This window comes from Nonomuraea zeae (genome assembly GCF_005889725.1).
In the GTDB taxonomy this organism is placed as follows: Bacteria; Actinomycetota; Actinomycetes; order Streptosporangiales; family Streptosporangiaceae; genus Nonomuraea; species Nonomuraea zeae.
The window spans coordinates 1-13,335 of the sequence record NZ_VCKX01000320.1 but is presented as its reverse complement, the minus strand read 5'-3'; the positions used below and the strand labels follow the sequence as shown (position 1 = coordinate 13,335).

11 protein-coding genes are annotated in these 13,335 nt (G+C 73.9%); 7 read left to right on the top strand and 4 right to left on the bottom strand.

Going from position 1 to position 13,335, the window contains the following annotated elements:
• Positions 1-365 precede the first annotated feature (365 nt).
• The 6 genes from ETD85_RS52330 to ETD85_RS52305 all read left to right on the top strand — a co-directional run bounded on the left by ETD85_RS52330 (position 366) and on the right by ETD85_RS52305 (position 7,900).
• Entirely contained in the window at positions 366-725 is a 360-nt protein-coding gene (locus ETD85_RS52330; protein ID WP_138697327.1) for a Zn-ribbon domain-containing OB-fold protein, read from the top strand.
• Positions 722-1,045 (top strand): VOC family protein, encoded by a 324-nt coding sequence (locus ETD85_RS52325; protein ID WP_240779997.1) that lies wholly within the window; start codon positions 722-724, stop codon positions 1,043-1,045. The genes ETD85_RS52330 and ETD85_RS52325 overlap by 4 nt, the downstream gene beginning before the upstream one ends.
• Before the next feature lie 15 nt (positions 1,046-1,060).
• Complete coding sequence (locus ETD85_RS52320) at positions 1,061-2,581, top strand: class I adenylate-forming enzyme family protein (protein ID WP_138697325.1); 1,521 nt, start codon at positions 1,061-1,063, stop codon at positions 2,579-2,581.
• Between the two features lie 17 nt (positions 2,582-2,598).
• Positions 2,599-4,677 carry an acetate--CoA ligase family protein gene (locus ETD85_RS52315; protein WP_138697328.1) on the top strand — a complete coding sequence of 693 codons (2,079 nt, stop codon included), beginning with the start codon at positions 2,599-2,601 and terminating at the stop codon, positions 4,675-4,677.
• Entirely contained in the window at positions 4,664-5,413 is a 750-nt protein-coding gene (locus tag ETD85_RS52310) for a glucose 1-dehydrogenase (RefSeq protein WP_138697324.1), read from the top strand. Before ETD85_RS52315 ends, ETD85_RS52310 begins: the two co-directional genes overlap by 14 nt.
• Positions 5,414-5,677: 264 nt before the next feature.
• Entirely contained in the window at positions 5,678-7,900 is a 2,223-nt protein-coding gene (locus tag ETD85_RS52305; RefSeq protein ID WP_138697323.1) for a CHAP domain-containing protein, read from the top strand.
• A 6-nt stretch (positions 7,901-7,906) separates the two neighbouring features.
• On the opposite strand, the gene ETD85_RS52300 is transcribed toward ETD85_RS52305, so the two are convergent.
• The 3 genes from ETD85_RS52300 to ETD85_RS52290 form a co-directional block, all read right to left on the bottom strand.
• The gene (locus tag ETD85_RS52300) at positions 7,907-8,749 is read right to left on the bottom strand and encodes a TIGR03619 family F420-dependent LLM class oxidoreductase (protein ID WP_138697322.1); all 843 of its coding nucleotides are present in this window, start codon (positions 8,747-8,749) and stop codon (positions 7,907-7,909) included.
• The gene (locus tag ETD85_RS52295; protein ID WP_138697321.1) at positions 8,746-9,708 is read right to left on the bottom strand and encodes an acyl-CoA dehydrogenase family protein; all 963 of its coding nucleotides are present in this window, start codon (positions 9,706-9,708) and stop codon (positions 8,746-8,748) included. The genes ETD85_RS52300 and ETD85_RS52295 overlap by 4 nt, the downstream gene beginning before the upstream one ends.
• Positions 9,709-9,877: 169 nt before the next feature.
• Entirely contained in the window at positions 9,878-10,981 is a 1,104-nt protein-coding gene (locus ETD85_RS52290; RefSeq protein ID WP_206059432.1) for an acyl-CoA dehydrogenase family protein, read from the bottom strand.
• Between the two features lie 67 nt (positions 10,982-11,048).
• Between ETD85_RS52290 and ETD85_RS52285 the strand changes: the two genes are divergently transcribed.
• A complete protein-coding gene (locus ETD85_RS52285; protein ID WP_138697319.1) occupies positions 11,049-12,203 on the top strand; it encodes a helix-turn-helix domain-containing protein in 1,155 nt (384 codons plus the stop codon).
• Here ETD85_RS52285 and ETD85_RS52280 read toward each other — a convergent pair.
• Positions 12,181-13,146, bottom strand: a complete 966-nt coding sequence (locus tag ETD85_RS52280) for an alpha/beta hydrolase (RefSeq protein ID WP_138697318.1) — start codon at positions 13,144-13,146, stop codon at positions 12,181-12,183. The two genes, ETD85_RS52285 and ETD85_RS52280, sit on opposite strands and share 23 nt — an antisense overlap.
• Between the last annotated feature and the right edge of the window lie 189 nt (positions 13,147-13,335).

Here is a 13,335-nt window from a genome sequence, read left to right as displayed (position 1 = left end):
CCCCCACGCCGACCCGCTCGGCCCAGGCGACGGACACGCCCGCGCCCACGCCCAGCCAGGAGCAGAGCACGCCCTCGCTGTCGGGCTCGAAGGCTCCCGACGAGCCGCTCGCCCAGCCGTCCAGAAGGCCCACCGCGACCGAGCCTGTCACTGACCCCGTCACCGCGTCCGCCACAGCGCTCACCACAGCGCTCACCACAGGGCTCACCACAGCGCTCACCAGTGGGCCTGTCGCGAGCCCGACCGGCGAGGATCCCGGCGAGCTCCTCGTCCACCCATCCGGCGAGCGGCTCGCCGAATAGCCCCGCCGCTTTCGCGAGCACCGTCCCTTGCCGGGTAACCAAGCGTGCGCTAGCTTGGCAGCGATGAGCGGTGACACCTCTGCCCACCAGGCCGCCCCCGGACGCGGCGAGCTGGTCATCCAGCGCTGTACGTCCTGCGACTGGCGCAACTCCCTCCCCGAGGCGGCCTGCCCCCGGTGCGGCGGCGCGCTCGCCCTGGAGCCGGTCTCGGGCGAGGGCGTGGTGCACACGTTCACCGTCGTGCATCGCTCGTTCGCCCCCGGCTACGCGGGCCGCGAGCCGTACGTGATGGCGTGGGTGGACCTGCCGGAAGGCGCCAGGGCGTTCGGGCACGTGGTGGGGTGCGCCCCGGAAGAGGTACGCATCGGGCAGCCGGTGCGGGTGACGTTCGTCGACGGACTACCGCATTGGAGGCCCGCGTGAGGCTCGCAAACGTGCTGATCCCCGTCGCCGACCTGGACGAGGCGATCGCCTTCTACGGGCTGCCGGTGAAGTTCCGCGACGGCGACAGGTTCGCGGCGCTCGACGGCGGCGGGGTCACCGTGGCGCTGGCCGGGCCCGCCGAGCACGTCACCTCCTCGGCCGCGCCGTCGTACAAGGTGGACGACGTGGCGGCGGCCGTACGGGAGCTCTCGGCGCGCGGCGGCGAGGTGGTGCGGGAGCCGGAGAAAGGGCCGCATGAGACGCGGGCCGTGCTGCGTGATCCCTCAGGAAACGTCTTCGTGCTCTATTCGCCCCTCTGATCTGGAGGCACCCCCATGGCGCGATCACCCTACGGCAACTACGGCCACGCGATCCTGACCGCCGGAGCGCTGCGCACGCCCGACCGGGTGGCGCTCACGTACTGCGGCGAGCAGAGCCTCACCTACGACGAGCTCAATCGCAGCGTCAACCGCCGCGCCAACGCCCTGCTCGCGGCCGGCATCGGGCCGGGGCACCGGGTGGCGGCGCTGCTGAACGAGACGCTCCTGGTGGCCGAGGTCTATCTGGCGCAGGCCAAGATCGGGGCCGTCACGGCGGCGCTGAACCCGTACTGGCCGGTGGACACGCTGCGCGAGGTCGTGGCGGCGTCGGGGTGCACGGCGTTCGTCTACGACTCGACGGTCGCGCAGGTGGTCGAGCAGATCAGGGAGTCGCTGCCCGGCGTGAGCACGTGGATCGACGCCAAGGACCTGGTCTCGGCCTCCGACGCGGAGCCGCCGCTGGGCGGCGGGTACGACGACCCGCTGGCCCTCTACTACACCTCGGGCACGACCGGGCTGCCCAAGGCCGTCGTGCACACGCACGCGTCGTCGCTGGCCACGGCGCAGATCTGGCTGGACGTGCCGCGCGGGCCCGACTCGGTGTTCGGCACCGGCGCGATCATCTGGGGCATCGGGTTCCCGGCCATCGTCGGGCCCGCCCTCTACGCCGGGATGCGCCTGGTGCTGGAGCAGGACTGGGGCCCGGCGAACTTCCTGCGCGTCGTCCCCCGCGAACGGGTCACGCACGTGTCGCAGATCCCCTCGTTCTACGCGGCCCTGCTGGGTTCGGCGGAACACGAGGGCGTGGACCTGTCCTCGCTCCAGGTGATCATGCTGGGCGGGGAGCCGCTGACGGCGACCATGCTCGACCGGATCAAGGCCAGGCTGCCGCAGGCGGGCGTGTTCTCCTACTACGGCCAGACCGAGGCCCCGTACACGTGCATGGGACGGGTGGACGACGGCTCCACGCCGCTGGGCTCGTCCGGACGCGCGCGCACCGGCAACGCGGTGCGCATCACCGGCCCGAAGGGCGACCGGGTGGTCGACGAGGTCGGCGAGATCAACCTGGCCGGCCCGCACCGGATGGCCGGCTACGACGGGCTGCCGGACAGGACGGCGGAGGTCCTGCGCGGGGAGTGGTACGTGGGAGGCGATCTCGGGACGCTGTCCGCCGACGGCGTGCTGCGCGTGCTCGGGCGGCGGGAGGACTCGATACTCAAGCACGGCGTCTGGACGCAGCCGGTCGCGATCGAGGAGGCGGCCTCGGCGCTGGACGGCGTGGCCGAGGCGGGCGCGGTGGGCGTGCCCGAGGGGGCGCCGGAGCAGCGCGTGCTGCTCGCCGTGGTGCCGCGCGCGGGCCACTCGCTGGACGCGTCCAAGCTGGCGCTGGCGCTGGCCGACACGCTGCCCGCGCATCAGCGGCCCGATCACATCGTGGTGGCCGACGAGCTGCCGCACTCGCAGGACGCCTCCGGCGGGCCGGGCAAGCTGCTGCGCAGGGAGATCCGCGAGCTCCACGGGCACCTCCTCGGGTGAACGAGGACACGGCGTCCGTGAGCGCGGACGAGCACCGGGACGCGGCCTCCCCCGGCGATGCCGCGAGCGCGTACGAGCATGAGGTCAAGGCGTTGCTGCGGGAGGCCGGGGTGCCGGTGCCGCGCGGGGTGGTGGTGCGGGACCTGGACTTCGGCCCCGCGGCGGAGCTGGCCGAGCCGCTGGTGCTGAAGGCGTTCGGGCCAGGGCTGGTGCACAAGTCGGACGCCGGCGCCGTCGTGCTCGGGCTGACCTCGGGAGAGCTGCCGGCGGCGGCGAGCGCCATGGCCGCCAGGGTGCCGGCCCCGATCGCCGGGTTCCTGGTCGAGGAGCAGGCCGAGGCGGGGGTGGAGCTCATCGTGGGCCTGGTGCGCGACCCCGCGTTCGGCCCGGTGCTGCTCGCGGGCCTCGGCGGGGTGTGGGCGGAGGCGTTGCGGGACACCGCGCTGCGGCTCTGCCCGATCTCGGAGCAGGACGCGCGGGCCATGCTGGGCTCCCTGCGCGGAGCCGCGCTCCTGGACGGCCATCGCGGCAGCCCGCCCGTGGACGTGGACGCGGTGGTCAAGCTGCTGATGACCGCCGGCGGTCCCGGCGGGCTGTGGGAGCGGCTGGACCTCGGCGAGTTCGAGCTGAATCCGGTCGTCGCCACCCCTTCCGGCGTCGTGGCGGTGGACGCCCGGCACCTGCCCGGCCCGGCCGCCGGGCCGCCCGCCCGTCCGGCCGCCGGGCCGCCCGGTGACCTGCTGCCGCTCTTCGAGCCCAAGGCGGTGGCCGTCGTCGGGGCCTCCACGACCAGGCCGAACTTCGGGAACATGTTTCTCGGCTTCTACCGCGCCACGGGCGTGCCGCTGGTGGCGGTGCACCCTACGGCGAGCGAGGTGTCCGGGGTCCCGGCCGTCCCCTCGCTGGCGCGGGCGGACGTGGACTACGCGCTCGTCGCCGTCCCGGCCGAGCGGTGCGCCGAGGTGGTGCGGCAGGCGGACGGGGTGCCGTTCGTGCAGGTGATGAGCGGCGGGTTCGGCGAGGCCGGGCAGCCCGGGCTGGAACGCGAGCTGGCCGAGGCCGCCAGGGCGGCGGGGACCCGGCTGCTCGGGCCCAACTGCATGGGCGTCTACTGTCCCCGGGGACGCCAGACGTTCGTCGGCGGCGGGACCGGCCCCGCGGGTTCGGTGGCCCTGATCTCGCAGAGCGGCGGGCTCGCGGGCGAGGTGATCAAGGTCGGGGAGCGGCGCGGGCTGGCGTTCAGCCGGGTCGTCACGGTCGGGAACTCGGCCGACGTGACCCCGGCCGAGCTGCTGCGCTGGCTCGCTCGCGACGAGGAGACGCGGGCCGTCGGGCTGTATCTGGAGGATCCGCGTGACGGCCGGGAGCTGTACGCGGCGCTGCTGGAGGCGGACCTGCCCGTGGTGCTGCTGGTCGGCGGGCGCAGCGGGCAGGGTCAGCAGGCGGCCGCCTCGCACACGGGCGGCCTGGTGAGCGACCGGCGCATCTGGGAGGCGGTGGCCGGGCAGTCGGGGGCGGCGCTGGTGACCAGCCAGGACGACCTGATCGGGGTGCTGTCGTTCTTCCAGGCGCACGGCTCGCGCGTCACCACCGGGGACCAGGTGCTGGTGGTGGGGCCGAGCGGGGGCGCGAGCGTGCTGGCCGCCGACGCGTTCGACCTGGCGGGTGTGCGGCTCGATCCGCTCCCGGACGACGCGCCGGAGGCGCTGCGCGGGCTCGGGGTGGTCGCGGCGGGCAATCCGCTGGAGGTCCCGGTCGGGCCGATGGGCCGGGCGGGGCTGGTGCCCGAGGTGATCGACGCGCTCGTACGGCTCCGGCCGTACCGCGACGTGGTCGCGCACGTGAACGTGCAGGCGTTCTTCACGTACGGGGACGCGGCAGAGCCCTTGTACGCCTACACGCGGGCGGTCGCGGCGGCGCAGGACGCGCTGCCCGGCATCAGGATCACCCTCGTCACCAGGAACGGCGAGTGCGCGCCCGCGGGCGTGGACGACGAGGTGCGGCGGATCGCGGCGGCGGCGGGAATCCCCGTCTACCGCTCCATGGAGGCGGCCGCGGTGGCCGTCGCGGCAGGAGGACGCTATGGGGCTGCTTGACGGCAAGGTCGCGCTGATCACCGGCGGGGCGCGGGGCATGGGGGCGGCGCACGTCCGGCTGTTCCTGGAGGAGGGCGCCCAGGTGGTGTTCGGCGACGTCCTGGACGAGGAGGGCAAGGCGCTGGCGGAGGAGAGCGGCGCCACGTACGTCCATCACGACGTCACGAGCCTCCAGGACTGGGGGCGGGCGGTGACGACGGCGACGGAGCTGCACGGCAAGCTCGACGTACTGGTCAACAACGCCGGGATCCTGAAATTTCGTCGCATCCTTGATATGTCGCCCGAGGACTTCGACCGGGTGATCGACGTCAACCTCAAGGGCACCTGGCTGGGCATCAAGTCGGTGATCGAGCCGATGAAGGCGGCCGGGCGCGGCGCCATCGTGAACATCTCCTCGATCGAGGGCTTCATCGGGGCCGAAGGGCTGTCCGCGTACTCGGCCTCGAAGTTCGGGATCCGCGGCGTCACCAAGTCGGCGGCCAGGGAGCTGGCCAGGTTCAAGATCCGGGTGAACTCGGTGCACCCCGGCGCGATCAGCACCTCGATGGCCATGGATCCGGAGATGATGCAGGAGGTCGACGCGGACACCTTCGTCAAGTCCATGGTCATCAAGCGCTTCGCCAAGCCCGTGGAGGTGTCCCACGTCGTGGCCTTCCTGGCCTCCGACCGGACCAGCTACTGCACGGGAAGCGAGTTCACGATCGACGGGGGGCTGCTGACGGGAGCGGGCTACTGATTGATCTTCGTAGGTAGATCTTTTCAGGTTAAATCACTTGTGTTCGGACATTTCTGGCGGCGGGTCTGACCTGCGACTTCGTTGCCTGCCGGGCCTTGAACGTCTCTTGGTGCTGGCTTGACCTTGGATTACGGCAGGGTAACCTCGCTCATCACGGAAGACGACAAGCCTCCGGTTTTGTCACACCTGTCCCGGGATACCCCCCCTTACCCCGGTATGCGTGGATAAATCCGGTCTTGCCCGGAAGGTTCCCCCACTACTTCCATGACGCCAGAGATGCAGAAGTACATCGACCTGCTCGAGAGCCAGCTCGGCTATGCCGAGAAGGGCGGGGCCTACACCAAGTTCGGCGATTGGTACGGCAAGAACGTCGAGTTCGACGCGGACTACAGCTCTGCCCCGTGGTGCGACATGTACCTGTCATGGGCGGCGCACAAGCTCGGCTACGAGGAGTGGATCGGGCAGTTCGCGTGGACGGTGGCGCACGCGAAGTGGTTCAAGGAGCAGGGGGCCTGGGGGAAGACGCCCAAGCCCGGCGCGTTCGTCTTCTACGACTGGAGCGGGACCGGCAAGATCGGCAACATCGACCACGTCGGCATCGTGACGCGGGTCGAGGGCGACACGATCTACACCATCGAGGGGAACATCGACGGCGGCGTCGCCAAGCGCAAGGAACGTGACACGAGCAAGGTGGTCGGGTACGGCTACCCCGATCGGATCAAGTCCCGGCTGGACGAGGCGGCGGCCCAGAAGAAGGCCGAGGAGCAGGCGTCCGTCCAGGGTGACTACGGGGACCAGGGCCGGCAGGACGGACCCGGCACCGACGTGGGCCGGCTCCAGCTCCCGCTGAGCGCGATGATCCCGCAGCCCGACGGGCAGGAGGCCGCCCACGCGCCGCTCGCCTCCCGCACCGAGCCCAGCCGCCCGCCGCAGACGGGCTCGGGCCCGGCACCCTCCACGGCTTCGGACACCGCCTCGGACACCGCCTCGGACACCGCCTCTGGCACTGCTTCGGACGCCGCCGCGGCTCCCGCCAAGAAGGCTCCCGAGGCCGCTGCCCCTTCGGCGACCGACTCCTCGGGGACGGCCGCCGCCAAGAAGGGCAAGCACGCCAAGCCGACGACCGCCGACACCACGGCGGCGACGGGCAAGCCCCTGCCCACGCACGTCGACGCCGCGGCCGGCAGCCCGCTGCCGAGCGTCTCCACGCCGACGCTGATCGGCTCGGCGCTGGTGGCCGCGCTCGCGCTGCTCGCGGTCGCCAAGACCCGCCGCTCCCGCACGGCCCCGGCCGCCGCCGCACGCCTCGCGGCGCGCCCGGCCAGGTCGAACGCGAACCGCCGCCATCGCCGCAGGCACGCCGCCGCCCCGGCCGGCACGGCCCAGCTCCGCACCCGCACCGAGCCTGCCGTCACGGCCGCGCTCCAGCCCCCGACCGAGCCCATCCGCACGGCCGCGCTCCAGCACCTGAGCGAACCCACCCGTACGGCCGCGCTCCAGCACCTGAGCGAACCCACCCGTGCTGATGCGATCCAGTCCCTCACCGAGCCCACCCGCACGGACGCGGTCCAGCCCCTGACGGCGGCCCGCGCCGCCGACGCCGTCCAGCCCCTTACCGCGGGCGGCGCCGCCGACGCGCTCCAGCCTGCGGGCGCCGGGGTGCCTCGGCGGACGAGGCAGTCGCTCGGCACCAGAGCCTTCGACCTCGCCACGGACGCCGGGCCCCGCCACACCTCCGGCAGCGGCGACGGGGGTGGCGAACGCCGGCACGGCGGCGGCCGGAGCACCGCACCCTTCAGGCCCGCCTTCGACACCGGCCCCTTCTCCCCCGGCCCCTTCTCTACCAGCTCCTTCGACCCCGGCTCCTTCGGGCCGGACTTCGCGCCTGACCACGAGACCGGCTTCGGACCCGGCTTCGAGGCCGACTTCGACCGGAGCCGTTACGAGTTCACCGACGAGACAGGGACGTTCGAGATCATCCGCGACACCGGACCGTTCGAGATCGTCCGCGACACCGGACCGTTCGAGACCGTCCGCAACGCCGGACCGGTGGAGATCGTGCTCGACACCGGGCCGTTGGATCGCGTCGTGGACACCAGCCCGTTCGAGCGCATCGTCATCCCCGCGGCCACCAGCACGTTCGACGCCTTCGCCCCGGCCAGGCGGGCGGGCGGGGACGCCCTCGACTCCCCCCGGATCAGCGCCACCTACCAGGGACGCCGCCGGCGCCACGACCGCCCGGCAGCGGACCCGGTGCAGGATCTCACCGAGTCCCCGTCCCGTGGCCGCCGCCACCGCCGCTCCACCACCAGGGCAGCCCAGCAGCACCACGCCCCGGCGCCCCCGGTCCAGGACGTCCCGCTGCGCGGGCGCCGGCACCGCGCGACCTCACTCCCGACCACCCCGCTGCCCGCCGCCGCCCACCAGAACGACCGCGAGCTCGTCGGCGCCGCCGCCCGGCCTCGAGGAGGACGTCACCGCGCGTAAGCCGCGTCAGCTGCCCACGTCGAGGACACCGCTCACGTCACCCACGCCGTACTCGGCGGCGAACGCGGCCAGCCGGGACACCGCGTCCCTGCTGCGCGTCCATGGCCGGACGATCAGCCGCTCCACGCCCAGCGCCGCCCACGCGGGCACCTCGTCAGGCGAGGCCAGCGCGTACGCGTGCGCGGTCACCGGCACCCCCGCCCCGAGCCGGTCGAGCTGCGGCTTGATCGACTCGATCGTGTGCGGCATGCTGATCCACCCGTCGCAGAGCCGGGCCGCCCTGCGCAGCGCGGCGGCCGACTCCCCGCCGGCGAGCACGGGCAGCCGCCGCTGCACCGGCTTGGGCTCGAAGGCGACCTCGGGGAAGGAGTAGAACCTCCCGGTGTGGGCGACCACCGGCTCGCTCCAGAGCCGCCTGACCACCTCGATCGCCTCGTCCAGCCGGGCTCCCCTGGTGCCGAACGGGATGCCGGCCGCCTCCCACTCCCCCCGGTACCAGCCGGCGCCGACCCCGCAGATCGCCCGCCCCGACGAGACCACGTCCAGGGTGGCGAACGCGCGGGCCGACACGAAGGGGTGGCGCAGGGCGAGGAGCTGCACCGCCGTGCCGAGCCGGACGCGGGAGGTGAGGGCGGCGAGCCAGCACAGGTACGCGGGGGCGTCGAACAGCGGCGTGGCCGGTGTGATCCCCGGATCGGACGTGCCCGGATAGACGGCGAGCGACAGGTCGGTGGTGAAGACGAGGTGCTCGGGCAGCCACACCGACTCGAACCCCAGCTCGTCGGCCGCCACCGCCACGTCCTTCCAGGCGGCCGGATGCAGCAGGCCGAGTGGCACGCCGAACTTCACGGGTACCTCCGCAGGTCGCCGTCGAGCATCGCGGCACGCAGGCGTTCGCGGTGCGCGGCCGTGGTGCCGTACGCGGCCGACAACGACCAGGCCCGCGCCAGCCAGAACCGCAGGTCCAGCTCCTCGGTGTAGCCGATGGCCCCGTGCACCTGCAGCGCCACCCGGGCCGCCAGCACGGCCGCCTCGCCCGCGGCGGCCTTGGCGGCGCTCACGTCCCGCTCGGCGGTGCCGGCCGACCGGTCCACCGCCAGCGCCGCCCGGTACACCAGGGGCGCGGCGAAGTCGGTGGCCACGGCCACGTCGGCGAGCTGGTGCTTGACGGCCTGGAACGACCCGATCGCCGCGCCGAACTGCGTGCGGGCCCGCGCGTACCCGACGGTGACCGCGAGCAGCTCCCTGGCGACCCCGATGAGCTGCGCGGCGGTCGCCACCGTGGCCCGCCGCAGCGCCGGTACTGCCGAGCCGCCCAGCTCCTCGGACTTCTCGAAGGCCACCTCGAACAGCGGCCGGCACGGGTCCGCCCCGCCCCTGGGCGTCAGTCGTACGGACTCCGCGGCCACCAGCCGCATCCCGCCCGGCCGTGCCACGACCAGCAGGTCCGCGAGGTCGGCGTCCGGCGCGTACGCCTGGCCGGGCGGCAGCACGCTCACGCACACCGCGCCCGAGGCCAGCTTGGGCACGCCCGCCACCAGGTACGGCGCCGCCACGGCGGTCTCCACGACCGGCCCGGGCAGGCAGGCCCGCCCGGTCTCCTCCAGCGCGGGCAGCACGTCCACCAGGCCGAGCCCCAGCCCGTCGGACTCCGGAGGCAGCAGCAGCCCGAAGAACCCCAGCGCGGCGAGCTGCTCCCAGGCCGGCCGGCGCTCGGCGCGCAGCGCGGCGGGCGGGCAGTGCGCGCGCAGCACGTCACGCACGGTCGCGCCCAGGGCGAGCTGCTCGTCGGTGAACCCGAAGTTCATCGCACCACCTCTGGAGAACGGACAACCCGGCTCGGCGCACCGCCTGCGAAGACGAGGACAGGGCTCGCCGCGCCACCCCTGCGGACCGAGACCAAGACCGAGACCGGGACCAGGGCCAGACCCGGGGCCAGACCCGGGGCCGGGGCCGGGGCCGGGATCGGGGCCGGGCTCATCGTGGCAGCCCCAGGACCCGCTCGGCGATGATGTTGCGCTGGACCTCGTTCGTGCCCGCGTAAATGGGCCCCGCCAGCGAGAACAGGAACCCGTCGAGCCACGGCGTCTCCCCTGCCCGATCCCCCAGCAGCTCCATGGCCAGGGCGTGCATCCGCAGGTCCAGCTCGGACCAGAAGACCTTGCCCATGCTGGCCGCGGACCCGATCTCCGCCCCCGCCATGATCCGGCGCGCCGTGCCGAACGTGTGCAGCCGGTACGCCTCAGCCTCAACCCAGCACCGGGCGGCCCGATCGGCCAGCACGGGATCACCTGCGGTCCGGGCCAGCGCCACGAGCCGGTCGGCGGTGGCCAGGAAGCGGCCGGGGCTGCGCAGGGTCAGGCCGCGTTCGGAGGAGGTGGTGGCCATCGCGATCCGCCAGCCCTCGCCGACCTCGCCGAGCACCATCGAATCCGGCACGTACACGCCGTCCAGGAACAGCTCGGCGAACCCGGGCAGCCCGTCGAGCTGCGCGATCGGCCGCACGGTGACGTCGTCCAGCGGGAACAGGAAGTAGGTCAGCCCCTTGTGCCGCGTCCCCGACGTGCGGAACAGGCCGAACCCGTGGGTGGCGTAGGCGGCCCGCGAGCTCCAGGTCTTGTGCCCGTACAGCAGCCAGCCGCCGGGGGCGGGCTCGGCGCGGGAGGTGAGCGCGGCCAGGTCGCTGCCCGCCTCCGGCTCCGACCACGCCTGCGCCCACACGTCGTCGCCGCGCGCCATCCGCGGCAGCCACCGGTCGAGCTGCTCGGGCGTGCCCGACCGCATCAGGGACGGCGCCAGCAGGAAGATCCCGTTCTGGGTGACCCGGGCGGGGGCTCCGGCGGCCCAGTACTCCTCCTCGAAGATCAGCCATTCGATCAGGGAGGCGTCGCGCCCGCCGTACCGGCCGGGCCAGGAGACGGCGGACAGCCGCGCGCCGGCCAGCACCCTCTCCCAGGCCCGGTGGGCGGCGAAGCCTTCGGGGGTGTCCATGGACGGCAGCCGCTCCGGCACGTGCGTGCTCAGCCAGTCGCGAACCTCGGCGCGGAAGTCCCGCTCGGCCGGGGAGAAGTCGAGATCCACACGCACCAACCTAGCGCACGCTTGGTTTGCTCGCCAGCTCGCCGCGCACCGAACTAGTCTGGTGACCGTGCGGGGACTACTGCTGCGGCTCTCCACGCTCGACGCCGACGCGGAGAGCGCGGTGCGGGTCATCGCCTACTTCGACTCGCTGGTTCGCGACCACGTGAGCGTTCCCGTGCTGCTCACCGCCACGGCGCGGCTGACGCAGTGCCCGGTCGGCCTGCTCGACGCGGCCACCGGCCGGTGCACGCGCGCCCAGCCGGACGGCGCCGTGGACACGCCCGCCGGCCCGCCCGCCTCGGTGCGCGAGCTGAGCTCCGGGCTCGGCGCGGTCTGGATGGAACGTGCCGGGCCCGCACACGGGCTCGACGAGATCGTCCTCGAACGCTACGCCGCCGCGGCCGAGGTCACCCTCGAACGCGCCACCGCCCTCGCCCGGCAGGCTCAGGATCCGGCGCTCGTCGAGCTGGCGCTGTCGGCGGAGACCGGTGAGGCCGAGCGCGCCCGCGCGCTGCGCCTGCTCGGCTTCGCGCCGTCCACGCCGCTGCAGGCCCTCGCGATCGCGTCGCCCGGCGACGAGCCGGCCGCCGGGCTGCGCGTGATGGGCCACCAGATCCGCGCCGCCCGGATCGGCGACACCCAGGCCGTCCTGGTCGCCACCACGCTGCCTCCACCTGCCCCAGCGCTCGGGGCGGCCCCCAGCGCAGGCATCGGGCCCGGGCAGGGCTCCCGGGCGGGCGAGAGTCTGGAAGCGTCGGCCGGCGCGAGAGCCGGGATCGGGCCTGAGCTGCCGGCCGGCTCCAGGGTCGGGATCGGGCCCGAGCTGCCCGGTGCCCGCGCGGCCGAGTCGTGGGCGGGCGCGCGCACGGCGCTGCGCTTCACCGGCCCGCACGACCGGGTGATGCGCTGGTCGGACCTGGGCGCGCTGGCGCTCTTCGCCGACCTGCCCGAGGCGGCGATCGCGGGGCTGGCCGACGTCCGGGCGATGGCGCGGCTCGGCGACGAGGCCGTGGCCGCCGTGCGCGCGCTGTGCCTGGCAGGCTCCGTACGCGGCGCGGCCACCGCCGCGCACCTGCACCACAGCTCGATGGCCGCGCGCATCGCGCGGGCGGAGTCGGCACTCGGCTTCTCGCTCGCGGACTCCGCCGGCCGCCTGCGCGCCCACCTCGCCCTGGCCCTGCTACGCCTGCACGCCAACGTCAGAGGCGATAAGCCCGCTTGAGCGCGGCCAGCCGGGCGGCCTTGGCCCGCTTGCCGAGCTCGGCGTCCGGCACCATCATGTCGAACCCGTGGAAGGCCCCGGGATAGAGGTGGAACTCGGTGGACACCCCGGCCTGCGACAGCCGCAGGGCGTAGTCCATGTCCTCGTCCCTGAACACCTCCAGCTCCCCGACGTCGATGAACGTGGGCGGCAGCCCCGACAGGTCCTCGGCCCTGGCCGGGGCCGCGTACGGGGACACGTCGTCACCGCCGATCCGGTCGCCGAGCAGCGCGGTCCAGCCGAAGAGGTTCGCGCCCCTGTCCCAGACCACGGCCTCGGCGAACTCGTGGCTGGACGGGGTGATGTTGCGGTCGTCCAGCATCGGGCAGAGGAGGAGCTGGAAGGCCACCTCGGGGCCGCCCCTGTCGCGGGCGAGCAGCACGGTGGCGGCGGCCAGCCCACCGCCCGCGCTGGCTCCGCCGACGGCCAGCCTCGCCGGGTCGATGCCCAGCTCGACCGCCGACTTGGCGGTCCACACCAGCCCCGCGTAGCAGTCCTCGACCGGCGCGGGATGCGGGTGCTCCGGGGCCAGCCGGTAGTCGACGGAGACCACCACGACGCCGAGCCGCTCGACCCAGTCGACCACCATCGCGTCGTCCATCTCGGGAAACCCGATGATCATCCCACCGCCGTGGATCCAGTAGAGCCCCGGCCGCCCGTCACCGTCCTGCGCCGGTCGGTAGATCCGGACGCGGACGTCGGGTTCGCCGTCGGGGCCCGGCACGTGCCGGTCCTCGATCACCACGTCGCTGTCGAGGGGCGGCGCGGCGGCCAGCATCGCCCTGGTCTGCGCCCGGAGCCCGACCAGCTCCTCCGGCGTCACGCTGGCCAGGTCGTGCACGGGCAGCGGCGTGGCTTCGAGCGCGACGCGGAGCTCTGGATCGAGGTTGCGGTGGAATGCCATGCGGGGTCCCTTCCACGGGATGGTGACGGCTACTCCTAGATGGTCGAAGCCGGGCCCCGTCGCGCACAACCGCCATCCGGCGGCGATTGCGCTTCTCAGGCCCGCCGTTCGGCGAGCGGGCCCCTCTCGTGCGGGCCCCTCTCGTGCGGGCCCCTCTCGTGCGGGCATCGCGGGCGGGCATCGCGGGCG

Coding starts and splice junctions, on each gene's coding strand:
- ETD85_RS52305 (WP_138697323.1), top strand. CDS start 5,678: ATGACGCCAGAGATGCAGAAGTACATCGACCTGCTCGAGAGCCAGCTC.
- ETD85_RS52295 (WP_138697321.1), bottom strand. CDS start 9,708: ATGAACTTCGGGTTCACCGACGAGCAGCTCGCCCTGGGCGCGACCGTG.
- ETD85_RS52330 (WP_138697327.1), top strand. CDS start 366: ATGAGCGGTGACACCTCTGCCCACCAGGCCGCCCCCGGACGCGGCGAG.
- ETD85_RS52280 (WP_138697318.1), bottom strand. CDS start 13,146: ATGGCATTCCACCGCAACCTCGATCCAGAGCTCCGCGTCGCGCTCGAA.
- ETD85_RS52310 (WP_138697324.1), top strand. CDS start 4,664: ATGGGGCTGCTTGACGGCAAGGTCGCGCTGATCACCGGCGGGGCGCGG.
- ETD85_RS52320 (WP_138697325.1), top strand. CDS start 1,061: ATGGCGCGATCACCCTACGGCAACTACGGCCACGCGATCCTGACCGCC.